Source organism: Actinophytocola sp. (genome assembly GCF_045807065.1).
Taxonomy (GTDB): Bacteria; Actinomycetota; Actinomycetes; order Mycobacteriales; family Pseudonocardiaceae; genus Actinophytocola.
Genome location: NZ_JBJMIE010000135.1, coordinates 1 through 25,032 on the forward strand (window position 1 = coordinate 1; position 25,032 = coordinate 25,032).

The following is a 25,032-nucleotide window of genomic DNA, read 5'->3' on the forward strand; positions in this document are numbered from 1 at the left end:
ATGAGCAGCGACCCGTAGCCGGGACTCGCCGGGCCGAGCCCGCCGACCCGCCGGTACAGGAAGTCGCCCACCGAACCGAGGCCGTAGTGGTTGAACGAGTTCATCTCCGGCTTGTTGAACGAGCCGTCCGGTTCGATGCCGTCCCACCGCTCCCAGATGGTCGTCGCGCCACGGTTCACCATGTAGCCCCAGCCGGGGAAGTCCGGCTGCAGCAGGATCTGGTACGCGGTGTCGACGTGCCCGTGGTCGGCGAGCTGCCCGTACGTCGACGCCTCGGCGTTCCGGCCGGTCGCCGCGGCCATCCGGGACACCAACCGCGCGGAATGGGCGAAGAACGCCGTGGAGATCAGGTCCAGCGCGGTGTCGTCGCTGACGTTGAGCCAGTCACCGTAGGTCCACTGGTCACGGATCAGGTCCGCGCCGGACGTGGCACGCAGGTAGTCCACCCACCTCGCCATCGCGGCGAAATGCTCGTCGATCACCACGGTGTCCCCGTACCGCTGCCAGACCGTGTACGGCACGATCACACCCGCGTCGCCCCAGCCCGCGCGGCCCGCGCCGTCGATCACCGCCGGGGCCACGTCGGTGAAGGCGCCGTCGGACCGCTGCGCGTCGGTGAGGTCGTCGCTGAACTTGTCGAGGAAGTCGTGCGTCGCCAGGTTGAACGTCGACGTCGCGGCGAAGATCCCGATGTCACCGGTCCACCCGAGCCGCTCGTCCCGCTGCGGGCAGTCGGTCGGGATCGACAGCATGTTCGACCGCGTGCCCCACAGGATGTTGTGCTGCACCTGGTTCACCAACGCGTTCGACGTGGTGAGCGTGCCCGGCTGCCCGCCGGACGCCCACGCGGCCCGGCCGGTGATCGTGTCGGCCGTCGGGGTCGTGCCGGGCGGCAGCCCGGTCACCTCCACGTACCGGTAGCCGTGCACGGTGAACCTCGGCTCGTAGGTCTCCACACCGCCGGTGCCCGCGAGGGTGTACCGGTCGGTCGCCTGCGCGCTGCGCAGGTTGTCCGTGTAGATCGTGCCGTCCGGGTTCAGGACCTCCGCGTGCCGCATCGTGACCGTCGTCCCCGCCGGGCCACGCACGGCGAGCCGGTTCCAGCCGGAGAAGTTCTGGCCGAGATCGAACACCCACACCCCCGGCTTCGGCTGGGTGATCGCGACCGGGTGCAGCTCCTGCTGCACCGTCACGCCGTCGTCCACCTGGGACACCATGGTCGGCGCCTGCTCGGTGCGCACGACCGCCGCGGACCAACTGCCGTCGTCGAAACCCGCACCGTCCCAGTTGGGTACCGCGCTGCGGGCGTCGTAGGTCTCGCCGTGGTAGAGGTCGTCAGCGCGGATCGGGCTCGCGGCGGTGCGCCAGGAGCCGTCGGTGGTGACCACGGACGTCGTGCCGTCGGTGTAGGTGAGCCACAGCTGCGCGGAGTACCACGGTCGGGTGCCGTAGTACTGGCTGCCGGCGAAGCCGAGGCTGCCCGAGTACCAGCCGTTGCCGAGCCAGGCGCCCAGCGCGTTGGCACCCTGCCTGATCTTGCCCGTCACGTCGAACACCTTGTACTGCAGGCGTTTCCGGTAGTCGGTCCAGCCGGGCGCGAGCACGTCCGCGCCGACCCGCTCGCCGTTGAGCCGCGTCTCGTGCAACCCGAGCGCGGTGGTCGCGAGCCGGGCGCGGGCGACCGGCTTGGTGACGGTGAAACCCTTGCGCAGCAACGGCGCCGGGATGCGGACGTTCGACGCCCACGGCCCGCTGCCGTAGGCGGTGAGCGCCCGCGCCGCCGGCTAGGCGCTGTCGTCGAAGCCGGGTCGTTCCCAGCCGGACGGCCCGGTCTGGCTCGCCCGCCAGCCGGCGTCGGTGACGACGGCCGGACCGCCCTGGACGACCAGCTTGCCGACCACCCCGGCGGGCGACTGCGTGGTGTTGTCCGCGCGCACCGCGATCGTGTTGGCGCCGGCGGAAAGCAGTGCACTGACGTCGACGACCGCCGCGTTCTTCCACGAGTCGGTGACCCGCGGTGAGGTGCTCACCTGGGTGCCGTTGACCCACACGTCCGCGGTGTCGTCCCCGGTGAGCACGAGCGTGGCCGCGCTCGGCCTGGCCGCGAGGTCGACGGTCCGCCGGAAGTACCGGGTCTGCGGCGGCACCCCCGCGACCGGATCGCCTTCGGGGTACCAGATCCAGCTCGCGCCGCTCAGGTCCGGGTCGGCCGCGCCGATGAACCCGGCCGTCCACGAGCCGGGCGCGGTCTCGAACGAGTAGGTGGGGCTCCAGGCGCTCGCGCGGCCCTGGGTGTCCCAGACACGGACCCGCCACGTGTAGCGGGTGAGCGGCGCCAGCGCCGGACCGCCGTAGCGGAGGTCGACCTGCGTGGCCGCGGTCACCTGACCGCTGTCCCAGACCTGCTGCGTGCCGGTGGACACCACGAGCTGGTAGGAACCCTGGCGTTGCTGCGGACTCGAGGAGACGAGCCGCCAGCCGAACCGGGGCTTCGCCGCGTCGATCCCGAGCGGCTCGGCCCGGTGCTCGACGGTGCCGCCCGTGACGGCCAGCGGGGAGCCGGCGGCGAGGTCCGGCGCGGCGACGCCACTCCCCCAGGGCCCGACGCCGTACGCGCCGAGGTCGAGTGCCGCCGACCAGCCGCTGTCGGCGAAGCCGGGCTGCTCCCACCCTTCCGGCACCGTCCGGCTCGACCGCCAGCCGGCACCCGTGGCGAGCTCGGACGTGCCGGCGGAGGTGGTGACCCGCAACCGGCCGACGAGCCCGGCCGGGCCGGCGCTGGTGTTGCGCGCGGCGACCGCGAGCGTGTTGACGCCGGGCACGACCGCGGACCGCAGGTCGACCGCGATGGCCTGTCTCCAGGCGTCCACGCGTCGCGGGGACGCGGCGAGCGGCGTGCCGTTGAGCCAGACGTCGACCGTGTCGTCGCCGGTGACGACGAGAAGGGCCTCACTGACGGTGCCGGCGGGGGCGGTGAAGGACGTGCGGAAGTAACGGTCGGCGGCGGGCGCGCTCACGCGCGGATCGCCCTCCGGGAACCAGATCCAGTGCGCGCCGTCGAGCCCCACCGGCGCGGCGGACGCGACCGGCGGCGAGACGACCGCGAGGACGAGGACAGTGATCAGGGCAGGCAGAAACCAGCGGCGGGCGCGGGACATGGCAGGGCTCCCAACCGAACGAACCGGTGACCAGAGCAGGGGTTTAAACGTTTCAGCGACCGGGTAGTAGCCCACTGTAATAGCCCCTTCACACCCAGGCAATGCTCACTTCCCCGGCGCCCGCTGGCACCATGTCGCGGTATGCGACCGACAGCCGAGGAACTGCGGCAGCTCTGGCAGCTCACGAAGATGCCGCAGGAGGACGTGCTGTTCACCCCCACCTACGAGTCCGCCGGCAGGGGCGCGGACGGGAAGCCGCTGTGCACGGCCATGGTGGCCATGTTCACCACCGCGCCGGGATCGTTCTCCGACATGCACCGGCTGCCCACCGACGAGATCTGGCACTTCTACCTCGGCGACCCGGTCGAGCTGCTCCTCCTCCACCCCGACGGGCGGGACGAACTGGTCGTCCTCGGCACCGACGTGCTCCACGGGCAGCGCGTCCAGGTCACCGTCCCGAACGGCACCTGGATGGGTGCGCGCCTACGCCCCGGCGGCGAGTACGGCGTGTACGGCAACACCATGGCGCCCGGCTTCGTCCCCGGCGACTTCGAACTCGCGGACCCCGCCCAGCTGGCCCAGCGCTGGCCACACCGCGCCGACCTCATCACCGCGCTGACCCGCGGGCGACCGTGACCCACCGCGCTCACCGCGGGCGGGCGTGACCGACCGCCTTCGCCCACGACTTGTGGTGGCCCTCCCCCTCTCGGCTTTTTGTGCCCTGCCGCCCGTCGACCTCCTCGGGGCGCCGCCAACACGGCGATATAATCGGACATCTATATAGTTGATAGTAAGTGGTAGGAAAGAGGGGAGTGGCGGGGTGGCAGGATTGCCTGGCCGAGTGGTGTGAGCAGCGGCAACGCGGGCACTCGGTGGCCATGACCACCTACACGCACACCGCCGACGCCGACGTCTCCGCGGACGTGCTGTTCCGCTTCCTGGCCGATCCGCGGAACCTGCCGCGCTACTTCCCGCAGATGACGGCGGCCGAGCCGGAAGGCGGGGAGTCCGTGCACGTCGAGGCCGAGGTGCACGGCCACCACGTCGACGGCGAGGCCTGGGTGCGGCCGGACGAGTCGGCCCGCAGGCTCGCGTGGGGCGCCGAGGGCCCCGACGACTACCACGGCGAACTGCAGATCGACGAGGCCGGCGCCGGCCGGTCGCGCATCACCGTGGCGCTGCACAGCGTCCGCGAGACCGCCGGCGACGAGGTTCAGAAGGGACTGGAGCAGACCGTGGCCGCCCTCGCGCAGGCCGCCACCGCGGACGGGGACGCCGCGCAGCGCCAGTAGCGGGGCGCGGCCAAGAGCAGGCAGCGCCCCGCTACCGCAACGCCTGCCGCCAGGCGCCCCGAGGACCAGTGGCGAGGCAGTGAGTCACCCGGCACCGGCGCCGCGGCAAGGCCGGCAACGCGCCAGTGGGATTCCCGTGGCGGACGCGATGAAGGGGGTCCTCATCGCGTCCGCGCGTCTCGTCAGCTCGGCGGGCTCAGGTAGGGCTGCAGGATGGACTGCTTCTCCTGGTTCACCGTCACCCAGTCGTCGCCGACGATGCCGCCGGTGTCGCCGGAGTTGGGGTTCCAGCACCAGTAGGTGAAGGACATGCCGCCGGCGCCGGTGCCCGTGTAGCGCATGAGGTTCTGCAGCCACACCTTGTCGACCGGGTTGGCCAGCGTCGAGCCGAACTCGCCCATCATCAGCGGGGCGATGTTCTGCTTGTACAGGTAACCCCAGTACCTGTCCCAGATTCCCGGCAGGTTCGCCGGGTAGTCCGGGGCGTGGAACCAGGTCTGGTCGTAGACCGACGTCGCGTACTCGTGCGGGGAGTAGACCAGCCGGTTGGCCACGGACAGCCGCACCGGGAACTCGCCCGCCTTGGACAGGTTGCCGCCCCACCAGCCGCAGTCCTCGTCGTTGCTGGGGTCGCCGTCCCAGATGTTCGAGTTGCCGCCGCTCGGGCAGCTCACGCCCTCGACGAAGATCAGCCAGTTCGGCTGCACGGACAGGATCGCGTTGCCCGCGCGTTCGGCGGCGAGCCGCCAGTCGCGCGCAGTGTCGCCGCAGCCCCAGCACGCGCCGGTCGCCTGCGGGTTCGTGCCCTCGGCGTGCGGCTCGTTGTGCAGGTCCGCGCCGATCACGGTGGTGTTGCCGGCATACCGCTGGGCCAGCGCCTTCCAGTCGTTGATCCAGGTCGCCTCGGACACCGTCGACGTGTACCAGAGGGCGGTCTGCTGCGCGCTGGTCGGCCGGTGCCGGTCGAGGATGATCCGCATGTGCTTCTGGCCCGCGTAGTCGATCACCTTGTCGAGGATCTGCAGCGGGGACAGCCCGACCAGGTCGGGGTTGACGTAGTCGTTGATGCCGCTCGCCACCGCGCCCGGCTTGAGCGCGTCGTTCGAGTAGGGCACGCGGATCGTGTTGTACCCGAGCTGGGCCATGTGGTCGAGCTGCGACTTCCACGTCACGTTCGCCCACAGGCCGTGGAAGGTCTTGTTGTCGGTCTCCATCCCGAACCAGTTGAGCCCGGTCAGCCGGACCGTGGCGCCGGTGCTGTCGACGATCTTGTTACCGCTGGTGTGCAGGTAACCGGTGCCGGTGCCGCTCACCTGCGCGGCGGCCTCCTGCCGGGGCACCCCGGACACCGCCAGCACGGCCGCGAGCAGGGCGCACAGCACCGCCAACCGTTGCTTCATGCTCTCTCCTTCGAGAAGTCAGGCAACGTGTTCTGGGAGCGCTCCCAAAAGACACCGTAGCTGACGGCCACCCCTGCGCAAAGCCCCGTTCTCCCGCGTGCGGCGTCTCCCCCGGCGGGTGTCCGGCCTGAGAGACGTCTCAGCCATCTCGGTACGGGACCGTGCCACAGTGGATCCGGGAGGATCGACGCGAGGAAGGGGAACCATGACCGGCACGACCGCACCCGTCCGCCTGGACGAGGACGTCATCCAGGATCCGTACTCGTTCTACCGGCGGCTGCGGGAGGAGGCGCCGGTCCGCGAGGCGCTGCTGCCGCGCGGGATGAAGGTCTGGGTGGTGACCCGGTACGCCGACGCCCGGGAGGCGATGACGAACCCGGACGTGCGCAAGGACCAGCGGCGGGTGCAGGAACTGGTGACGCGGCACAGCCCGGCGGGCGGGAGCGGGGCGTTCGGGCAGGACCTCTCCTCACACCTGCTCAACAGCGACCCGCCCGACCACACCCGGCTGCGCAAGCTCGTCGCCAAGGCGTTCACGATGCGGCGCGTCGAGCTGATGAGGCCGCGGGTCGAGGAGATCACCGAGGACCTGCTCGCCGGGTTCGCCGGCCGGGACGAGATCGACCTGGTGGACGACTTCGCCTTCCTGCTGCCGGTCACGGTGATCTGCGAGCTGCTGGGCGTGCCGCAGGCCGACCGCGACGACTTCCGGGCGTGGTCCGCGACGTTGCTGTCCGCCGCCGAGCACGAGGAGATCGTCGCCGCCAGCCGGGCCATGGCCGCCTACCTGCGGCAGCTGATCGCCAGCAAGAGCGCCGCCCCCGCCGACGACATGCTCAGCGCGCTGGTGCTGACCCGCGAGGAGGACGACCTGCTGAGCGAGACCGAGCTGGTGTCGATGGCGTTCCTGCTGCTCGTCGCCGGGCACGAGACCACCGTCAACCTGATCGCCAACGGCACCCTGGCCCTGCTGACCCACCCCGACCAGCTCGCCGCGCTGCGGGCCGACCCCGCGCTGCTGCCCGGCGCGGTGGAGGAGTTCCTGCGCTACGACGGCCCGCTCTCCCATGCCACGCTGCGCTACACGGCGGCCCCGGTCGAGATCGGCGGCGTCACGATCCCGGCGGACGAGTTCGTGCTGGTGGCACTGGCCTCGGCCAACCGCGACGGCGACCGCTTCGGCGAGCCCGACGACCTCGACATCACCCGCCACGCCGCCGGTCACCTCGCGTTCGGCCACGGCATCCACTTCTGCCTCGGCGCGCCGCTCGCCCGGCTGGAGGGCCAGGTCGCCATCGGCCGGTTGATCGAACGCTTCCCCGATCTCGCCCTCGCCGTCGACCCCGGGGAGCTGCGCTGGCGCCGCAGCAGCCTCCTGCGGGGCCTCGAGTCCCTCCCGGTCCGCCTCCGCTGACCAGCCGGCCCCTTTACCGCCAGGCCATCCCACAAAGCTATGCCAGTGGGGAGCGGTACGTCGGTTGGTGGGCGTGCAGGGCCAGGCGCAACGTCAGGGTGACCGTCGTGCCCGCCGGCAGTTCCACCGTCAGGCACGACGCGTCGACCGCCCTCGACGTGGTGGTCTCGGTCGGCGTGTGGTGGACGTACTCCGTGTCGTGGCCGGGCCAGGTCGGGGCGGCGGCCGTCGCGGTCGCGTCGATGACGTGGTGTTCGGCGAACGCGCCGGCCTGGACCACCAGCACGTGGTCGTCCCGGGCGGAGAGGTTCACCAGGGTCACCACCGTCGCGGCCGGGTCGATCGAGCTGACCAGCGCCGCCACGTCCCGGGGCACGCCCGGCCGGCCCGCCACCGCGTCGAAGTAGCGCACGCGCGCCTGCTGCAGGCCGCCGTTGTAGATCACCTGCGGGCCGCCCCACATCAGCTGGCACAGCGCCTCCGTGACGACGGGGTTCACGTTCTGCCACAGGTGGATCTGCTCCTCCCCCGGCTCGTCGTCGGCGTTCGCCAGGAGCAACGCGATGCGGCGGCGGGCCTGTGCGTGCGCGGCGGCCAGGATCCGCGCCGGGTAGTCCGGGTTGTCGCCGCACAGGTACGCGTACCACGGCTCCTCGTGGCCCGCCTCCTCCTTGTCGCGGAACGGGCGGACCGTCGCCCAGTCGTAGCCGGACCCCGCCCGCAGGGCGTCGAGGCGGTCCCGGTCCGCCGCCGCGCCGGTGTGGTGCCACAGCGCGAACGGCACGGACGTCTGGATCGGGTTGAGGTCGAACCAGCCCCGGTCGCTGTGCCGGTACGGCACCAGCAGCGTTGGAGTGTCCACATCGGACCCGAGGTGCGCGCGCCAGCGGCCCTGGTTGGCGGAGTCGCTCTCGCTGAAAGGCAGCTTCACGCCGCGGGCGATCACCGTGTCGAGCAGGGTCCGCACCATGTCGAGGTAGCCGGCGTCGCCGGTGACCCGGGCGGCGGTCAGCGCGCCGACCGCCGCGGCCTGCCCCAGGCTGTACAGGCCGTGCGGCCACGACCAGCCGTAGTGCCCGCCGTACCAGCGGCCGTCGAGCCGGCTGCCGACCACGCCGTCGAGGCCCACGTTGTCCGGGATCAGGCCGCCGTTCGCCGCCGCCCGGTCCCGCCAGGCGCCGACGTACTCGGCCAGCCAGCGGGCGAACCGCGGCTCCCCCGTCGCGAGGTAGGCGTTGCCCACCAGGCCGGCGACGCTCAGGTTGCCCACCACGTCGCCCCGCCCGAGCCGGTGCCGCATCTCCTCCCCCAGCCGCGGATCGTCCGGGGAGTACGGCGTGCCGTCGGGCACCAGCCAGTCCAGCGGGAAGCCGTACTGCGCCGCCTCCGCCGCGGTCCACGGGTAGTGGGTGGTGTTCGAGACGCCGTCCCGCGCGCCGCCGCTGCCGTTGTGCGGTGCGGTGATGATGCGGTGCGCGGGGTCGTAGTTGCCGTGGGCGGGATCGGTGTACAGCTCCGCGAACCGGGTCGCCCTGCCCGCCCACGCCGCCGGGTCGGCCGCCGTGAGGAAGTAGGTGAACAGCAGGCTCTCGCCCTGGTGGAACCAGTCGTAGCCGATCTCGAACTCGTCGGCGAACATGCCGAGCGAGGTCATCTGCGCGACCAGGCCGTGCCAGTGCCGCTCGCACGCCGCCAGCAGGTCGTCCGCGCCGCCCAGCAGGTAGAGCTGCGGCCAGTTGAAGAACGGCTCGAAGAAGTCGTCCGCACCGTCGCGTGTGGACAGCCGGCCGCCGTAGCGCAGCGACCCGTCGGGACGGGTGTACTTCTCGGCGAACAGCCGCCAGCCCTCGTCCAGCAGGTCGAACAGCGCGCGCTGGGCCAGTGCCCAGGCGGGCGGCTCGATGACCGGCACGCTTGCCCTGAACCTCGTCATTGTGGGCTCCTCGGGAGAGAAGGTCATCCCTTGGTGCCACCGGCGGTGAGGCCCGCGACCAGGAACCGTTGGGAGAACAGGAAGACCAGCAGCACGGGGGCGATCGACACCAGCGTGGCGAGCACCAGCTCCGGGGGCTGCACCTCGGCGTTGGCGCCGACCACCGGGTTGAACGTCGGGGTGGCCGACAGCATCTGCGTCAACCCCACCTGCATCGGGTACTTGCCGCTGCTGGGCAGCATCACGTACGGCAGGAAGAAGTTGTTCCAGTTGTTGACGAAGCTGAAGAACGCGACGAGCGCCACGACCGGCTTCGCGAGCGGGAGCGCGACTCGGGTGAACGTGGCGACCTCGCCGCAGCCGTCGAGCCGGGCGGCGTCGAGCAGGTCTGCGGAGACGCTGGTGGCGAAGTAGATGTAGGTGAGGTACACCCCGAACGGGAAGAACGCCATCGGCAGCACGACCGAGGCCGTGGTGTTCACCAGGTTCAGGTAGCTCAGCTCGAGGAAGATCGGCAGCACGAGCGCGGTGGCCGGCAGCAGCATCACCACGAGCGTCACGACCAGCAGCAGCCGGCGGCCCACGAAGTCCATCAGCGCCAACGCGTACCCGGCCGGGATGCTCACCAGCAGCGTCAGCACCACGGACAGCAACGCGTAGAGCACGGAGTTGCCCATCCAGGTCAGCACCACGCCGTCCTGGAACGACATCAGGTGCCGCCAGTTGGTGAACAGGTCGCCGAAGGAGCCGGCCGACAGCGGGTGCGCGTCGACGAGCTCGCCCGGGCTCTTCGTCGCGCCGAGCAGCAACCACACCATGGGCAGCACGAAGAACACGGCGAACGCCAGCAGCACCACGACCGACATCACGCGCCCGACGACCGGCAGCACCCGCGCGCGCGACTGGCGAGGCGCGCGCGGGCGCGCCGGCGGCGTCGCCCGCGGCGCGGAACGGTGCCGCGCGGACAGCTCCTCGGTCCGCTCCTCAGTCCGCATCGAAGAGGCCTCCTCGCGCCACGAACAACCCGGAGCAGCACAGCGCCACGATCAGCAGGTCGATGGCGATCGCCGCCGAGCCGTTGAAGTCGCCCTGGTTGAACGCGTACAGGTAGGCGAGCTGGTTGAGCGAGTAGTCGGTGCCGACGACCCCGAAACTGGCCTGTGACACCAGTTGCGGCTCCACGAACAGCTGCGTGCCGGCCGCGAGCGAGAGGATCAGCATGTAGACGACCCACTTGCGCAGCATGGGCAGCTGCACCCGCAACGCCACGGTGACCGGCCCGGCGCCGTCGACCCGGGCCGCCTCGATGAGCTCGTGCGGGATCGTGTTGAGCGCCCCGTACATCACGACGATCCAGCCGCCCGCACCCGTCCAGAACGCGATGACCGTGAACAGCAGCGGCAGGTTACCCGGCGCGATCACCGAGACGAACGTGTCGCCCCACAGGTAGCGGACGAGGCCCGCGGCGGGGCTCACCGACGGGTCGAGCATGAACAGCCACAGCAACACGCTCGACGCGCCGGCGAGCGCACCCGGCACGTAGTACACGAACCGCAGCGCCGCCCGCGACCACCGGGCGGTGAGCCGGTGCACGAGCAGCGCCAGCAGCAGCACGAAGACGGTCAGCGTGACCAGCCACAGCACCAGGTACGTCGCGACGTGCCCGAGCGCGGGCAGGAACCGGTAGTCCTGGAAGGTCCGGACGAAGTTCGACAACCCCGCGAAGCCGCCGGCGTTGTCGGTGACCGACAGGTAGAGCGCGTAGATCGCCGGGGCGATGCCGAACACCACCAGCAGCACGAAGTACCCGGAGACGAACGCGTGACCCGGCGCGGGCCGCCAGGAACGCGTCCTGGCGGCCCTGGCGGGTGCACTCACTTCTTCACCTGGTCGCCGAACACGGGGGCCTGCTGCTCGTTGGGGGTCTGCCACTCGGGCAGCAGCGACTCGACCGTCCTGCCGTCGGTCTGGCCCGGGATCACGGTCTTGGCCCAGACCGCCTCCTGGCTGAACTCCGGCGAGCCCCAACCGGACCAGACCTGGCCGGCCGCGGCGGTCAGCGGGGCGGCGATGTCACCCGTGTAGTAGCCGCTGTCCTGTTGTTTGGCGAGCCACTTGGTGGCCGCGTCGGAGTAGGCGGGGTAGCCGGGGGACAGGTCCACCTGGTACTCGTCGGCGGTCGTGATCCAGGTGAGGAAGTCCTTGGCCGCGTCGAGGTGCGCGGTGTGCCGGGACAGCCACCACGTGCCGCCGCCGACGTTGCCGGTCACCGGCTCGGACTGGTCGGCCCAGTGCAGCGGGTCGGCGACGGCCAGCTGGCCGGCCGGCGTCTTGAGCGTGCCCTGGAACACCGCGCCGCCGTACCACGCGGGGCCGGGGAGCATGAGCACCTTGTCGCCCTGGTTCTTCGCGAAGTCCGGGCCGAACAGCGGGGCCATCGACATGGTCCTGTTCGCGACCAGCTTGTCGATCATCTTCGCCGCTCGCAGGCACTTCGCGTCGGTGGCCTTGACGGTGATGGTCTTCGGGCCGGTGACCTGGTTGGCCGGGCACTGCGCGCCCCACATGTAGATCTCGGGTGCCCACGCGTCGCCGGCGGTGCCGATGACGTAGCCGGGGTGCTCGGTCGCGACCTTGTCGCCGAGCGCCTCGTACTCCTCCCACGTCTTCGGCACGGTGTAGCCGAACTGGTCGAGGAGCGTCTTGTCGTACCAGAGGACGACCTGGGCGAGGTCGTTGCGCAGGCAGTAGACCTTGCCGTCCACCGTGCACACGTCCAGCGCGCCCTTGGCGAATCCGTCCAGTGTGGACTTCTCGACCAGTCCCTCGGAAAGCGGTGCCACGAAGGCGTTGTTGCCCTGGGAGGCCCAGGACGCGGTGTTGTTGTCGGTGGTGAACACGACGTCCGGCCAGCCCTCGCGGGCGCGGTCGAACAGCTGCACCTTGGTCTTGAGGGTGTTGCTGCCGTTGGCGTTGCCGTCGTAGGTCACGATGTCGAGCTGCGCCTTGGGATGCGCCTTCTGGTATGCCTTCGCGGCGTCGAGCCGCGTCGAGTCGACCCAGACGACGAGCTTGCCGTCCTGTTGCGCGGCCGTCGCGAACCCGTACTTCCCGGTGTCGCCGCCGGCACCGGCGGGGTTGGGCGACCCGCAGGCCGCTGCGGCGAGAACCGCCGCGACAGTGAGTGCCGTCCCCACACGGCTCGAGTGACTTCGTCGTCCCATGTCGTGTATGACATCATACCTATGACGTCTTCACAATGCCCTACACTCTCCCGGGTAACGCGAACACGCTCCGGGAGGGCGCGGTGACCCAGGACTTAGCGGCTGGTGCCGGCACGGTCGAACCCGACCCCCGCAGGCCCCGCCGACGCGCCAAGCTCGGTACGACGGTCGTCGAGCAGCTGGTGGACGACATCGTCCGCGGCGTGTTGTCGCCCGGCACGACGCTGCGCCCGGAGATCGACCTGTGCGACGAGTTCGGCGTGTCCCGCACGGTGATCCGCGAGTCGGTGAAGGTGGTGCAGGAGAAGGGCCTGGTGCGCATCGAGCACGGCCGGGGCACCACGGTCAACGAGCCGCGGCACTGGAACCTGCTGGACGGTGTCGTGCTGACCGCGGTCATCGCGCACGACGACAACGCGACGTTCCTGGACGAGCTGGTGGCGGTGCGGACCGCGCTGGAGGCCGAGATGGCCGGCAGGGCCTCCCACACCCGCACCGACGACGACCTGCTGCGGATCGCCGCGGAGCTGGACCTGATGCGTGCCAACCTGTACCGCACCCCCGACTTCGCGGCCGCCGACGTCCGCTTCCACGACATGATCATGGCGGCGTCCGGCAACCGCCTCGGTCGCACGATCGTCAACAGCATCCACGACAAGGCCCGCACCAGCATGCGCTACCACGGCGAGTACAACGAGGCCGTGATGCGCCAGACCCTGGACGAGCACGAGGCGGTCCGCGCGGCCATCGAGGCGGGTGACGCCGCCGCGGCCGCCGCGGCGATGCGGGCACACATCCTGGGCTCGTGGCAGCGCCGCCGTCCCACCTGACCAGCCCTATCATGACCGGGTGACGCAAGCCCGAGGCCGCTGGCGCAAGCGGTCCGCGACCCAGGCGGTGACGCTGTCCGACGTCGCCGCCGCGGCGGGCGTGTCCGCGCAGACGGTCTCCCGCGCGATCCGCGACCCCGCCTCGGTGTCGAAGGAGACGGGTGCCCGCATCGAGCGGGCGATCGCGAAGACGGGCTACGTGCGCAACCTGTTCGCCGCGAACCTGGCGTCCAACCGCAGCCAGACGGTGGCGGCGGTGATCCCCGCGATGAACGCGTCGGTGTTCGCCGAGACCCTGCACGCGTTCGAGGAGCGGCTGCGCCCGCACGGCTACCAGATCTTCGTGGGTTCGAGCGACTACCACGCGGACCGCGAGGAGGCGCTGGTCCGCAGCTTCCTGGGGCGCCGCCCGGACGGGTTCCTGCTGGTCGGCACCGAACACACCACCGCGGCGCGGAAGTTGTTGACGGCGTTGCCGGTCGTGGAGACCTGGGACCTGACCGACCGCCCGATCGACGTCCTGGTCGGCTTCTCGGGCGAGGCGGCGACCGCGGAGTTGGTGGCGCACCTGGCCGAACGGGGCCGCCGCCGGATCACGTTCGCCAGCCGCCAGCTCCCCGGCGACCAACGCTCCGCCGAACGCCTCGCGGGCTACACGCAGGCCGTGACCGCGCTCGGCGCCGAGCCGCGCACGGTCGAGGTCGCGGCCGGCACGGTCACCATGGACCTGGGGGTGGAGCTGCTGGACCTGGCCCTCGCGCGGTTCCCCGACTCGGACGCGGTGATGTTCTCCAGCGACGTGTTCGCCGCCGGCGCGCTGCTGGCATGCGTGCGCCGGGGCATCGACGTCCCGGGCCGGCTGGCGATCACGGGTTTCGGCGACTTCGAACTGGCACGCCACCTGGTCCCCGCCCTCACCACGGTGGCCGTGCCCCAGACGAGGATCGGCGAGCTGGCCGCGGACCTGTTGCTGGACCGCATCCACGGCCGTTCCGTCGCCGAGCCGGTACGCGACGTCGGCTACCGGATCGAGATCCGCGCCAGCTCCTAGAAATCGCCCTCGCTGTCCCACACAGGTCAGGAGTCCCTTCGCATGACCGAGCTGTCCACCGTTCACCGCAACCTCGTCGACACCGTGCCCCTGGCCGTCGGCGCGCGCATCGAGGACGAGACCGTCACCTACGAGCACGACGGCCAACCCCTCGAGGGATACGCCGTGCACGACGCCGCGATCGCCGGTCGCAAGCCGGCGGTACTGGTGATTCACGACTGGTCCGGACTGCGCGAATACCCGAAGGCACGCGCGCGGATGCTCGCCCGCCTCGGCTACTTCGCGTTCGCCGTCGACATCTACGGCGCGGGTCGCCGGTTCGACGACGACGGGGACGCGGCAGCCGAGGCCGGCAGGTACTACCAGGACCTGACCTTGCTGCGTGCCCGGATCCGCGCGGGCTACGACGTCGTCGCGAAGGACCCGCGCGTCGACCCGGGCCGCATCGCGGTCATCGGCTACTGCTTCGGTGGCAGCGCGGCATTGGAGTTCGCCCGTACCGGCACACCTCTGGCCGGCACCGCGTCGTTCCACGGCGCCCTGATCACGCACGAGCCGCCCGATGTCGCCGCGATCACCGGACCGCTGCTGATCGCCACCGGCGCCGCCGACCCGGTCGTGCCCGACGAAGCCGTGCTCGCCTTCCAGAACGAGCTGCGCACCCGCGAGGACCTCGACTGGCGGATCTCGCTCTACTCCGGCGCGCCGCATGCCTTCACGCTCCCGGGCATTCCCCTCTACCGGGAGAAGGCGGACAGGCGCAGCTGGCGGGAACTGGTCGACTTCCTCGCCGAGGTGTTCGCCGGCTAGAGCACGCCGCGGGCGGCCAGGTTGCGGAACAGGTCGGCGATCCCGACGGTCCAGGGCTCGCAGGTGTCGCTGGTGCGGACGCGGTTGACCAGGGCGCCGAGGGTCGGGGTCGCGATCGTGACGATGTCGTCCACGTGGTGGGTGAAGCCCTGGCCCGGTGCGTCGCGGTCCTCGATGGGGGCGAACATCGTGCCCAGGTAGAGGACGGCGCCGTCCGGGTAGTGGTGGTGGGGGCCGACCAGCTGCGCGACGAGGTCCTCCGGGGCGCGGCTGATCTCGGTCATCGAGGAGGAGCCGTCGAGGTGGTGGCCGTCCGTGCCGTCGACGGTGAGGGTGACGGTCGCCGTGCGGAGGTCGTCCAGGGAGAAGCCCGGCTCGAACAGGCGCAGGAACGGGCCGACGGCGGCGGAGGCGTTGTTGTCCTTCGCCTTGGGCAGCAACAGGGCCGAGCGGCCCTCGATGTCGCGGAGGTTCACGTCGTTGCCGAGCGTCGCGCCGACGATCCGGCCGGTCGAGGCGACCGCCAACGCCACCTCCGGCTCCGGGTTGTTCCACCGTGAGTCGGGGTGGATGCCGGCGTCGGTGGCGGTGCCGACGGCGGAGAGCACCGGCGCCTTGGTGAAGATCTCCGCGTCCGGGCCGATGCCGACCTCGAGGTACTGGCTCCACATGCCCTGCTCGACGAGCAGCTTCTTCACCGAGTCGGCCTCGGCCGAGCCGGGTCGCAGGTCCGCGAGCGTGCGACCGCCGAGCAGCGAGGCGATCTCGGCCCGGACCCCGGCCGCGCCGGCCGCGTCGCCGCGGGTGCGTTCCTCGATCACCCGCTCCAGCATGGACACCGCGAACGTGACCCCGGCGGCCTTGATCACCTGCAGGTCGACGGGTGCCAGCAACCAGGGCCGCGCCGCGTCCCGGGTCTCGACGGGAGTGTTGGCGAGGAGAACGGACAGCTCGCCGAGGTGTTCGCCGCGGGCCGCGCGCAGGGCGGCGGCCGGGTCGTCGGCCTCGCACAGGTCCCGCACGGTGGGGAACGCGGCCGTCACGTCGACCACACCGTCGGGACGGACGGCGACCACCGACGGACCGCCGAGGTCGGGTCGCCAGATCCGGCCGACGAGCGCACCGGCGGCGCCGTCCGCGGGGAGGGTGGTGGTTGCGTCGGGTGGGAACGCGGGCATGGTCATGGTTTCCAGTCTGGTTCAGCGGAGTGAGTCGGGACACCGGCGAAAGCCCGGCGATCCGACACGAGCTCACGCTCGGATCGCCGACACGGGCACCGGGTGCGGTGGAGCACGGGTGGGCGCCTTGCGGCGGAGGGCGCACCGGTCACCCGCCGCCGAGCAGTTCGCCCGCGGAAAGCGCTCGTGCCCTTGGCGAGGGCGGGAACGCAGGCATGATCGTGGTCCGGTCCGCGAGGTCAGCGGCGGTGGAACACGGGTGGGCGCTTCTCGGCGAACGCGCGTCTGCCCTCCGCCGCGTCCTCGGTGGCGAAGCAGATCGTCTGGAGGTCGCGTTCGTACTCCAGGGCCTTGTCCTCGGGCAGGCTGTGGGCGGCACGCAGGTTGATCTTGGCGGTCTCGGCGGCGATCGGGGCGCGGGACGCGATCGTGGCGGCGAGCTCGCGGGCCCGGTCGAGCAGGCGAGAAGGCGCGACCACCTCGCTCACCAGGTGCCACTCGAGTGCGCGGGCGGCGTCGATCCGCTCCCCCGTCATGACCAGCCACGCCGCGTTGCTCGGACCGGCCGCCCGGGACAGGAACGCGGTCATGCCCCCGCCGCCGATCCAGCCGAGGGTGATCTCCGGCGCGCCGAACGACGCGGTGTCCGCCGCGAGCCGGATGTCGCACGACAGCGCCGTCTCCAGGCCGCCGCCGAGGGCGTAGCCGTTCACCGCGGCGATCGTCGGGGTCCGGGCGGCGCGGATGGCGTCGCAGTAGTCGGTGCGGTTGCGGAAGTCCCACGGCGTGGCGTACCGGTCCAGCTCGCGGATGTCCGAGCCCACGCTGAACGACCGCTCCCCCGCACCGGTCACGACGATCACCCGGATGTCGGGCGTGTGGTCGCACCAGTGCACGGCGTCGACCAGTGCCGCGGACATCGGCGGGGTCACCGCGTTGAGCTTCGCCGGGCGGTTCAGGGTGAGGGTGGCGACGTGGCCGTCCACCTCGAGGCGGACTTCGTCGACGGCAATCGAAGAGGCAACCGGACTGGCAACCGGAGAGGCGACTGGAGGGGTCATCGGGCAGGCTCCCGGGTCGAGGCGCGGTGGAGGTCGGTCAACTGGGCCAGGCCCGCGGCCGGGTTGAGGTCGCCGGACAGCACCCCGCGGACGGTCTCCGCCGCGGCGGCCTGGAACGCGATGTAGCCGGCGTGGCGCGGTCGCACCCACGCCTGTTCGCACGTGCCGGCCGTACGGCGGTAGAACCCGTGCGCGGCCGCGTCGACGTCGTCGTCGTGCCAGGCGGCCCGCGCGCTGGGCTGCCCGGCGTGCGCCGGGACGAACTCGCGCTGCGTCCGCGGGGCCATCAGCCACCGGATGTGGTCGAGCAGCGCGGCGGAAGGCCGGGCACGGGCACTGATCGCGATGCCCGTGCCCCCCAGCGTCGAACCCGGACGCCCGCCCGGCGCGACGACCGGCGCGTCGCCGAAGGTCACCCTGCCGGAGTAGTTGACGTAGCCGTACACCAGCGGGCACAGCGCCAGCCGGTTGGTCGTGGTCATCAGCTCCAGCAGGCCGATCGGGTCGAGGGCGCGGGTCTCCGCCGGCGCGCGGGCGTCCACCTCGGTCATCAGGTCGAACACCGCCCGCCCGGTCTCCGCCGACACCAGGGTGTCCGGCGTGGCGGCCGGCTCCTCGCCCAGTGCCACGGCGATCGAGGCGAACGTGAGGAACGCGTGCGGACCGGCCAGCGACAGCGCGGTGGGCTCCGCCCTGGCCAGCGACCGCACCTCGTCCCACGTGGACGGCACGTACCCGGTCAGGTCGCCACGCGCGGCCAGCACCTGGGTCGCCGCGTCCAGCGGGAGCGCCCACTGGCGACCCGCGAGCGTGTACGACCGCCATGACGGGCCGATCGACTGCTCCGCCCAGGACGCCAGCTCCGCCGCGCCGAACAGCTCGTCCAGCGGGCGCAGGCAACCGGCCTCGACGGCCGCACCGAGGTGCGGGTGGTCCAGCACCACCAGGTCGTAGCGGGCGCACAGGTCGGCGACCGGATGCGACTCGAACCCCGCCAGGGACTGGACGTCCCAGGCGAGCAGGTCGGGCGGCGCGGCCGCCCGCAACGCCTCCCGGCCCCGCGGGTGGTCCCACGTCACGCCGCGGAAACGGGCGCGGAACGTCATGCCGTCTCCGCCACGACACCGCGGTCGAACAACGCGCCGATCTCGGCCTCGTCGAGCCCGATCTCGGTCAGGACCTCGCGGGTGTGCTCGCCCACCAGCGGCGCGCCCCGGTCGATGCGTGGCGGGGTCGCCGAGAACCGGTACGGGAAGCCCGGCACGGTCACCCGGCCCTCGGTGGGGTGGTCGTAGGTGACGAACGTGCCGTTATGCCTGATCTGCGGGTCGTCGAGCAGGTCGGCGTAGCCGTACACCGGGCCGGCCCAGATGCCCGCCGCGGCGAACGCGTCGAGCCAGTGCCGGGTCGGCTTCGTCGCGAGGTGCGCGGCGGTCCGCGCGAACAGCTCGTCGCGCTGGTGCCAGCCGGCTTCCTCGTCCGACAGGTCGAGGAACGAGTCCTCGCCGAGGATCTCGCCGAGGGTCCTCAACGGCGGGAACGCCAGTGTGAGGTAGCCGTCCGCGGTCTTGAAGGCGCCGTAGGGGGCGCGGATGTAGACGTGGGCGTGCGGCTCGTCGCCGCGTTCCTGCGGCACCCCGCCGACGGTGTGCACGGACAGCTCCTGCATCTGCAGGGTGGTGATCGCGTCGAGCATGTTGACGGTCACGAGCTGTCCCTCGCCGGTGCGCTCGCGGTGCAGGAGCGCGGCGAGCACACCCTCGAACGCGGTCGACGCGGTGACGGCGTCCACGATGTACTGGCCGGCCGCCCGCGGCGCCTCGTCCCGGCGGCCGGTGGACAGCATCGCGCCGGACATGCCCTGCAGCAACAGGTCCTGGCCCGGGCGCTGCGCGTAGGGGCCGTCCTCGCCGTAGCCGGAGATCGACACGTACACGATGGACGGGTTGATCGCCCGCAGGCTCTCGTAGTCCACGCCCAGCCGCCGCGCGACACCCGGCCGGTAGTTCTGCAGGAACACGTCCGCGGACGCGACGAGCCTCGCCAGCACGGCCCTGCCGTCGGCGGACTTGAGGTCCACGGCGAGCGACCGCTTGTTGCGGTTGAGCGACAGGAACGACACGTTGATCCGGTTGCCGGCCGCGCCGCCGGCGGCCGCGTGCCGCTGCCACTCCCCCGTCACCGGCTCGACCTTCACCACGTCCGCGCCGAGGTCGCCCAGCCGCTGCGCGGCGAACGGCCCGGCCATGGCGATGGAGCAGTCGAGCACCCGATAGCCGCTGAGGACGCTCACAGCGTGCCCACCCGGAAGGTGGTGGTGTAGCGACGTTCCTCGCCCGGTTCCAGGAAGATCATCGTGCCGTCGTCGCGGGCCGCCTGGTCACCGGCCACGTGGTGCGTGGACGGCTCGAACGCGATGGCGTACGCGCCCTCCCGCAGGTGCAGCCACTGGAAGAACGCCGGGAACCGGGTGGTGTCGTAGGCCAGCTCGAAGAACACGCCGAGCCGCTCGTTCACCAGGCGCGGGCGGGCGATGCCGTGCTCGTCGGGCTTGAGCACGTGTTCGTAGACCTGTTCCACGAAGCCCTTCCGCGGCGCCGGTACCTCCACATTGGACACACCCTGCTCGGCGACGCTGTCGCTCTGCCAGACGGTCCGCTCGACCGGCAGCTCGAACCGGGCGCCTTCGTCGAGGAACGGCCAGCCGATGTTGACGTGGTACAGGTACATGTGCGGGGTCGGGTCGAAGCCGGCGTTGCGCACGGTGTCCGTGAGGCGGATCTCGGTGCCGCCGACGGGTGCCTCGACGCGCCGGGTGAGCCGCAGGTGCTCGCCGAAGATCGCGGCCTGGCGGACCTCGCCCTCGGCCCACAGCACGCACGTCTCGTCGTCGTCCCACCGCTCGCCGTAGCCGTGCAGGCGGGCGGGCAGGTTGGCGACGCGTCCGTGGAGTCCGTTGCGGACGGTCCTCTTCGGCGGGTACCGGTACTGAGACGCGTCCACCTCGGCGCCGAACAGCGTGTGGTCGAGCCCGGCGGTGAGCAGCAGCCCGGAGAAGCTGCGCATCATCGACAGGCCGTCGTCGTCGGCGTACTCGTGCAGTCCGGGGTGGCGGAAGCCGGTCGCGGACCGCCAGCCGAACCCGTTGCCGCGGAACTCGGCGGTGCCGAGGTCCATGGCGCGGTCGACGAGCACGTCGAAGTTCAGCCCCGCACCGGTGCGGAACTCGAGTGCCCGGATGCCCCGCTCGGCCCCGTCGTCGAGCACCACCGACCGCACCCCGCCCGCGGCGCTCACGTCCCCCGCGAGCCGCGCCAGCGCCCCCCGGTCGTAGTCCCTGCCGGACAGCCTCATGACATGACCCACCCTCCGTTGACCTCGATGCACTGCCCGGTGACGAACGACGAGTCCGGCCCGGTGAGGAACGAGACCACCGCGGCCAGCTCCGCCGGGCGTCCCCGGCGCTTGAGCGCCTGGTGGGCCAGCACGAACCTGGTGTAGGCCTCGGGGTCGGCGTGGATCTCCTCGGCCGCCGTGGGGAACGCGCCCGGGGAGACCGCGTTGACCCGGATCCCGTGCGGCCCCAGCTCGCGGGCGAGTGCCCGGGTGAACGCGGTCGCCGCGCCCTTGGTCGACACGTACGCCGCCAGCTCCGCCCAGCCGCCGTGCATGGTGATCGACGCGATGTTGACGATCGCGCCGCCGCCGGCCGGGACCATGCGCCGGGCCGCCGCCTGTGCGGCCACCCAGTAGGCCCGCTGGTTCACGGCCACCACGTCGTCGTACTCGGCGAGCGGCACGTCCAGGAACGGGCGCGCCGGGTAGACGGCCGCGTTGTTGACGAGCACCCCGACGCCACCCAGCTCCGCCTCGGCCCGCGCGAACGCGGCCTCGACGGCGTCGGCGTCACGCAGGTCCACCGACAGCGCAAGCGCCCGGCCGCCGGCCTTCTCCACCACCTCGACGGTGCCGGCGAGGGCCGCCGCGTCGACGTCGAGCACGGCCACGTCCCGCCCGTCGGCGGCCAACCGCTGGGCGACGGCGCGGCCCAGCGCGCCACCCGCCCCGGTGACGAACGCGCCGCCACGATGCTCGGCACTGGCCACCGCGTACCTCCAGAAATTCTTATTGTGCCTGGCAGGACACACGTTAGCGCTAACGTTGCCGGTGCGCCAGAAGTAGAGTGTGCGAGCCACCATCGCCCAGCGTCGGGAGCCGCCGTGACGAGGAACAGGGTGCTGACCGCCATCGCCGTCGCGATACTCCTGGCCCTGGCGGCACCTCCCACCGTGTCGGCGGCCGAGGGCCCGGTCGTCACCGCACCGGGGAGCTTCCAGAGCGAGCTGGGCTGCCCCGCGGACTGGTCACCCGACTGCCTGCTGTCCCAGCTGGAGGACCCGGACGGCGACGGGCTCTACACCTTCGTCACCACCGCGATCCCCGCCGGCCAGTACGAGGTCAAGGTCGCGCACGGGCTGAGCTGGGCGGAGAACTACGGCGCGGGTGGGGCCCGCGACGGCGCCAACATCCCCTTCACCGTGACGGCCGACGGCGACCGCACGACGTTCTCCTACGACCTGGCCACCCACGTGCTCACCGTCTCGGCCGGCACCGCCTCGCCGGACCTGAGGTCGGCGCGGGCGCAGTGGCTGCGCCGCGACGTGATCGCGCTCGACGTCCCGGCCACCGCCACGACCTACCGGCTGTACCACGCGCCCCGGGGCGGACTGGTCGCGACCGCGGGCGGCGTCACCGGCGGCGACTGGCTGCCGCTCACCCTCGACCCGGCCGGGCTGCCGCCGGACCTGGCCCGCCAGTACCCGCAGCTGACGGGCTACGAGGCCCTGCGCGTACCCGCCACCGCGCTGAAGGACCTGCTCACCGGCCAGCTGGCGGTCGCCGCGTACGACGCCGAGGGCCGGTTGGCCGACGCCACGGGTGTGCAGCTCGCCGGGGTGCTCGACGACGTCTACGCCGGCGCCGCGCACCAGACGCTGGGTCCGGTGTGGCGGCACGGCACACCGTCGCTGGCGCTGTGGGCACCCACGGCCACGCGGGTCGAACTCGTGCTCGGCGACCGGCGGCTCGCCATGACCCGTGACCGGGACGGCGTCTGGCACGCGCGGGGCGAGCGCGGGTGGCGCGACGCCCCCTACGCCTTCGCGGTCACCGTGTACGTGCCCGCGCTCGACCAGGTCGTCACCAACGTCGTGACCGATCCGTACTCGCTCGGCCTGACCACGGACTCGGCGCGGTCCGTCCTCGTCGACCTCGACGACCCGGCGCTGACACCGGCGGGCTGGGACCACCTCCGCAAGCCACCGCTCGCCCAGCCGGAGGACTCGACGATCTACGAGCTGCAGGTGCGGGACTTCTCGATCACCGACGCGACCGTGCCCGCCGCCCACCGCGGCACGTACCTGGCGTTCACCGACCGGGACAGCGCGGGCATGCGCCAGCTGCGGGACCTCGCCCGAGCCGGCCTCAACACCGTGCACCTGCTGCCCACCAACGACATCGCGAGCATCGAGGAACGCAGGGACGCCCAGCAGGTTCCCCAGTGCGACCTCCGCGCGTTCGGCCCCGCCGCCGAGGAGCAGCAGGCCTGCGTCGAGCCGGTCCGGGACACCGACGGCTTCAACTGGGGCTACGACCCGCTGCACTACACGACGCCGGAGGGTTCCTACAGCACGAACCCCGACGGCCCGACCCGCACGCGCGAGTTCCGGCAGATGGTCGGCGCGCTCAACGGCACGGGCCTGCGCGTGGTGCTGGACGTCGTGTACAACCACACGCCGGCCGCCGGCCAGGACCCGAACTCCGTGCTGGACCGGATCGTGCCGGGCTACTACCAGCGCCTCTCGGCCACCGGCGCGGTGGAGAACTCCACCTGCTGCGCCAACACCGCCACCGAGCACCGCATGATGGGCAAGCTCGTGGTCGACTCGGTCGTCACCTGGGCCCGCGAGTACAAGGTGGACGGCTTCCGCTTCGACCTGATGGGTCACCAGCCCAAGGCCAACATCCTCGCCGTGCGTGCCGCGCTCGACAGGCTCACCGTCGCACACGACGGCGTCGACGGCAGGCGGATCTACCTCTACGGCGAGGGGTGGAACTTCGGCGAGGTCGCCAACGACGCCCGGTTCGTCCAGGCCACGCAGGCGAACATGGCCGGCACCGGCGTCGGCACCTTCTCCGACCGGCTGCGCGACGCGGTGCGCGGCGGCGGCCCGTTCGACGAGGACCCGAGGATCCAGGGCTTCGGCACCGGCCTGTACACCGACCCGAACGGCGACCCGGTGAACGGCACCCCGGACGAGCAGCGGGCGCGGCTGCTGCTGTACCAGGACCAGATCAAGGTCGGCCTCGCCGGGAACCTGCGCGGCTACCGGTTCGTCGACCGCACCGGCACGCTCGTGTCCGGGTCGCAGGTCGACTACAACGGCCAACCCGCGGGGTACGCCGCCGACCCGAGCGAGACGATCACCTACGTCGACGCGCACGACAACGAGACGCTGTTCGACATCTCGCAGTACAAGCTGCCGCGGGACACCCCGATGGCCGACCGGGTGCGGATGAACACCGTCGCGTTGGCCACCACGGCATTCTGCCAGGGTCCGGTGTTCTGGCACGCGGGCACCGACCTGCTGCGGTCGAAGTCGTTGGACCGCAACAGCTTCAACTCCGGCGACTGGTTCAACCGGATCGACTGGACGGGGCAGGAGTCGACGTGGGGCTCCGGCCTGCCGCCACGCGCGGACAACGAGGCCAAGTGGGACTACATGCGGCCGCTGCTGTCCGACCCGGCGCTGGCGCCGCGGCAGCCGGACATCCTCACCGCCCACCGGCAGGCGATGGACCTGCTGGCGATCCGGAACTCCTCGCCGCTGTTCCGGCTCGGGTCCGCCGCCGCGATCCAGCAGCGGCTGAGCTTCCCGACCGGCGGCCCGAGCCAGGCGCCCGGCGTGATCGTCATGGCGCTCGACGACCACCGGGGCACCGACCTCGACCCGCGCTGGGAGGGGATCGTGGTCGTGTTCAACGCGTCCGCCGAGGCCACCACCCAGACGGTGCCCGCGCTGGCCGGCGCCCACTACCGGCTGCACCCGGTCCAGGCCGGCGGCGCGGACCCGGTGGTGCGCACGTCGTCCTACGACGCGGGTACCGGCACGTTCTCCGTGCCGGCCCGCAGCGTCGCGGTGTTCGTCACGCGCTGAGGCCCGTATACCCGGGTCACGGCCATGGCCGCCACGGGACCTGCCCGGTGTCGGCGGTGGACTCCTCCGTCCGTGGTGGAGAACGCTATTCCTGGTTGCGTCCGCTGGTGATCCGGGACAGCACGAGGGCGACGAGGATGATCGCGCCGTTGAGCGCGCCGATCCACTGCGCCGGCACGCCCGCGAGGGTGAGCACGTTCTGGATCAGGTACAGCAGGAGGATCCCGGTGAAGGCGCCGAAGACGGTGCCGCGGCCGCCGTTGAGGCTCACGCCCCCGATCACCGCGGCGGCGAACACCGTGAAGATCGCGCCGTTGCCCTGTGCGGCGGCGACCGACGCGAGCCGGCCGGACAGCAGCAGGCCGCCGAGCGCGGCCAGCAGGCTCGCGGTGACCAGCGCGCCGGCGAGCACCCGGTCGGTGCGGATGAAGGAGTTCTTTTGTGCGTCGTTTTTGGATAGTTTG

At 71.8% G+C, this 25,032-nt stretch carries 20 protein-coding genes and 1 pseudogene; 7 read left to right on the plus strand and 14 right to left on the minus strand.

What is annotated here, in order from left to right; genetic code table 11:
- Positions 1 to 1,715 (minus strand): family 78 glycoside hydrolase catalytic domain (locus ACJ73U_RS07905; protein WP_407776878.1); only part of this gene is annotated, 1,715 nt, incomplete at its 3' end.
- 69 nt (positions 1,716 to 1,784) lie between these two features.
- A complete protein-coding gene (locus tag ACJ73U_RS07910; RefSeq protein ID WP_407776879.1) occupies positions 1,785 to 3,158 on the minus strand; it encodes a hypothetical protein in 1,374 nt (457 codons plus the stop codon).
- A gap of 141 nt (positions 3,159 to 3,299) precedes the next feature.
- Between ACJ73U_RS07910 and ACJ73U_RS07915 the strand changes: the two genes are divergently transcribed.
- Both ACJ73U_RS07915 and ACJ73U_RS07920 read left to right on the plus strand, forming a co-directional pair.
- Positions 3,300 to 3,794: a cupin domain-containing protein gene (locus ACJ73U_RS07915; RefSeq protein ID WP_407776880.1), complete on the plus strand. Its 495-nt coding sequence runs from the start codon at positions 3,300 to 3,302 to the stop codon at positions 3,792 to 3,794.
- Between the two features lie 242 nt (positions 3,795 to 4,036).
- Positions 4,037 to 4,450: an SRPBCC family protein gene (locus ACJ73U_RS07920; protein ID WP_407776881.1), complete on the plus strand. Its 414-nt coding sequence runs from the start codon at positions 4,037 to 4,039 to the stop codon at positions 4,448 to 4,450.
- A 182-nt stretch (positions 4,451 to 4,632) separates the two neighbouring features.
- Here ACJ73U_RS07920 and ACJ73U_RS07925 read toward each other — a convergent pair whose 3' ends face one another.
- Positions 4,633 to 5,850: a glycoside hydrolase family 5 protein gene (locus tag ACJ73U_RS07925; protein ID WP_407776882.1), complete on the minus strand. Its 1,218-nt coding sequence runs from the start codon at positions 5,848 to 5,850 to the stop codon at positions 4,633 to 4,635.
- Positions 5,851 to 6,055: 205 nt separating this feature from the next.
- Here ACJ73U_RS07925 and ACJ73U_RS07930 point away from each other — a divergent pair, with 205 nt between their 5' ends.
- A complete protein-coding gene (locus ACJ73U_RS07930; RefSeq protein ID WP_407776883.1) occupies positions 6,056 to 7,264 on the plus strand; it encodes a cytochrome P450 in 1,209 nt (402 codons plus the stop codon).
- Positions 7,265 to 7,301: 37 nt separating this feature from the next.
- On the opposite strand, the gene ACJ73U_RS07935 is transcribed toward ACJ73U_RS07930, so the two are convergent.
- The 4 genes from ACJ73U_RS07935 to ACJ73U_RS07950 are packed head-to-tail and all read right to left on the minus strand — an operon-like array spanning position 7,302 to position 12,421.
- Positions 7,302 to 9,197, minus strand: a complete 1,896-nt coding sequence (locus ACJ73U_RS07935) for a hypothetical protein (protein ID WP_407776884.1) — start codon at positions 9,195 to 9,197, stop codon at positions 7,302 to 7,304.
- Between the two features lie 23 nt (positions 9,198 to 9,220).
- A complete protein-coding gene (locus ACJ73U_RS07940; protein WP_407776885.1) occupies positions 9,221 to 10,192 on the minus strand; it encodes a carbohydrate ABC transporter permease in 972 nt (323 codons plus the stop codon).
- A complete protein-coding gene (locus ACJ73U_RS07945; RefSeq protein ID WP_407776886.1) occupies positions 10,182 to 11,075 on the minus strand; it encodes a carbohydrate ABC transporter permease in 894 nt (297 codons plus the stop codon). Before ACJ73U_RS07945 ends, ACJ73U_RS07940 begins: the two co-directional genes overlap by 11 nt.
- Entirely contained in the window at positions 11,072 to 12,421 is a 1,350-nt protein-coding gene (locus tag ACJ73U_RS07950; protein WP_407776887.1) for an ABC transporter substrate-binding protein, read from the minus strand. The genes ACJ73U_RS07945 and ACJ73U_RS07950 overlap by 4 nt, the downstream gene beginning before the upstream one ends.
- Before the next feature lie 83 nt (positions 12,422 to 12,504).
- Between ACJ73U_RS07950 and ACJ73U_RS07955 the strand changes: the two genes are divergently transcribed.
- The 3 genes from ACJ73U_RS07955 to ACJ73U_RS07965 are packed head-to-tail and all read left to right on the plus strand — an operon-like array spanning position 12,505 to position 15,112.
- Complete coding sequence (locus tag ACJ73U_RS07955) at positions 12,505 to 13,251, plus strand: FadR/GntR family transcriptional regulator (protein WP_407776888.1); 747 nt, start codon at positions 12,505 to 12,507, stop codon at positions 13,249 to 13,251.
- A gap of 19 nt (positions 13,252 to 13,270) precedes the next feature.
- Positions 13,271 to 14,302 carry a LacI family DNA-binding transcriptional regulator gene (locus tag ACJ73U_RS07960; RefSeq protein ID WP_407776889.1) on the plus strand — a complete coding sequence of 344 codons (1,032 nt, stop codon included), beginning with the start codon at positions 13,271 to 13,273 and terminating at the stop codon, positions 14,300 to 14,302.
- Between the two features lie 42 nt (positions 14,303 to 14,344).
- Complete coding sequence (locus tag ACJ73U_RS07965; RefSeq protein WP_407776890.1) at positions 14,345 to 15,112, plus strand: dienelactone hydrolase family protein; 768 nt, start codon at positions 14,345 to 14,347, stop codon at positions 15,110 to 15,112.
- Here ACJ73U_RS07965 and ACJ73U_RS07970 read toward each other — a convergent pair.
- From ACJ73U_RS07970 to ACJ73U_RS07995, 6 genes are all read right to left on the minus strand, one after another.
- Complete coding sequence (locus tag ACJ73U_RS07970) at positions 15,109 to 16,296, minus strand: fumarylacetoacetate hydrolase family protein (RefSeq protein WP_407776891.1); 1,188 nt, start codon at positions 16,294 to 16,296, stop codon at positions 15,109 to 15,111. The genes ACJ73U_RS07965 and ACJ73U_RS07970 overlap by 4 nt on opposite strands.
- 233 nt (positions 16,297 to 16,529) lie before the next feature.
- Entirely contained in the window at positions 16,530 to 17,276 is a 747-nt protein-coding gene (locus tag ACJ73U_RS07975; RefSeq protein WP_407776892.1) for an enoyl-CoA hydratase/isomerase family protein, read from the minus strand.
- A gap of 71 nt (positions 17,277 to 17,347) precedes the next feature.
- A complete protein-coding gene (locus ACJ73U_RS07980) occupies positions 17,348 to 18,457 on the minus strand; it encodes a hypothetical protein (RefSeq protein WP_407776893.1) in 1,110 nt (369 codons plus the stop codon).
- The gene (locus tag ACJ73U_RS07985; protein WP_407776894.1) at positions 18,454 to 19,644 is read right to left on the minus strand and encodes a CaiB/BaiF CoA transferase family protein; all 1,191 of its coding nucleotides are present in this window, start codon (positions 19,642 to 19,644) and stop codon (positions 18,454 to 18,456) included. Before ACJ73U_RS07985 ends, ACJ73U_RS07980 begins: the two co-directional genes overlap by 4 nt.
- Positions 19,641 to 20,705 (minus strand): aldose 1-epimerase family protein, encoded by a 1,065-nt coding sequence (locus ACJ73U_RS07990; protein ID WP_407776895.1) that lies wholly within the window; start codon positions 20,703 to 20,705, stop codon positions 19,641 to 19,643. The genes ACJ73U_RS07985 and ACJ73U_RS07990 overlap by 4 nt, the downstream gene beginning before the upstream one ends.
- Positions 20,702 to 21,457: an SDR family NAD(P)-dependent oxidoreductase gene (locus tag ACJ73U_RS07995; protein ID WP_407776896.1), complete on the minus strand. Its 756-nt coding sequence runs from the start codon at positions 21,455 to 21,457 to the stop codon at positions 20,702 to 20,704. The genes ACJ73U_RS07990 and ACJ73U_RS07995 overlap by 4 nt, the downstream gene beginning before the upstream one ends.
- 114 nt (positions 21,458 to 21,571) lie before the next feature.
- On the opposite strand from ACJ73U_RS07995, the gene pulA reads away from it, so the two are divergent.
- Positions 21,572 to 24,568, plus strand: a complete 2,997-nt coding sequence (pulA, locus tag ACJ73U_RS08000) for a pullulanase-type alpha-1,6-glucosidase (RefSeq protein ID WP_407776897.1) — start codon at positions 21,572 to 21,574, stop codon at positions 24,566 to 24,568.
- 85 nt (positions 24,569 to 24,653) lie between these two features.
- On the opposite strand, the pseudogene ACJ73U_RS08005 reads toward pulA, so the two are convergent.
- Positions 24,654 to 25,032: pseudogene (locus ACJ73U_RS08005) on the minus strand (ABC transporter permease); the annotation flags it as partial.

Excerpts from the sequence above, each read along its gene's own strand:
- ACJ73U_RS07910 (WP_407776879.1), bottom strand. The coding sequence starts at position 3,158 with ATGTCCCGCGCCCGCCGCTGGTTTCTGCCTGCCCTGATCACTGTCCTC.
- ACJ73U_RS07915 (WP_407776880.1), top strand. The coding sequence starts at position 3,300 with ATGCGACCGACAGCCGAGGAACTGCGGCAGCTCTGGCAGCTCACGAAG.
- ACJ73U_RS07920 (WP_407776881.1), top strand. The coding sequence starts at position 4,037 with ATGACCACCTACACGCACACCGCCGACGCCGACGTCTCCGCGGACGTG.
- ACJ73U_RS07925 (WP_407776882.1), bottom strand. The coding sequence starts at position 5,850 with ATGAAGCAACGGTTGGCGGTGCTGTGCGCCCTGCTCGCGGCCGTGCTG.
- ACJ73U_RS07930 (WP_407776883.1), top strand. The coding sequence starts at position 6,056 with ATGACCGGCACGACCGCACCCGTCCGCCTGGACGAGGACGTCATCCAG.
- ACJ73U_RS07935 (WP_407776884.1), bottom strand. The coding sequence starts at position 9,197 with ATGACGAGGTTCAGGGCAAGCGTGCCGGTCATCGAGCCGCCCGCCTGG.
- ACJ73U_RS07940 (WP_407776885.1), bottom strand. The coding sequence starts at position 10,192 with ATGCGGACTGAGGAGCGGACCGAGGAGCTGTCCGCGCGGCACCGTTCC.
- ACJ73U_RS07950 (WP_407776887.1), bottom strand. The coding sequence starts at position 12,421 with ATGGGACGACGAAGTCACTCGAGCCGTGTGGGGACGGCACTCACTGTC.
- ACJ73U_RS07965 (WP_407776890.1), top strand. The coding sequence starts at position 14,345 with ATGACCGAGCTGTCCACCGTTCACCGCAACCTCGTCGACACCGTGCCC.
- ACJ73U_RS07970 (WP_407776891.1), bottom strand. The coding sequence starts at position 16,296 with ATGACCATGCCCGCGTTCCCACCCGACGCAACCACCACCCTCCCCGCG.
- ACJ73U_RS07980 (WP_407776893.1), bottom strand. The coding sequence starts at position 18,457 with ATGACGTTCCGCGCCCGTTTCCGCGGCGTGACGTGGGACCACCCGCGG.
- ACJ73U_RS07990 (WP_407776895.1), bottom strand. The coding sequence starts at position 20,705 with ATGAGGCTGTCCGGCAGGGACTACGACCGGGGGGCGCTGGCGCGGCTC.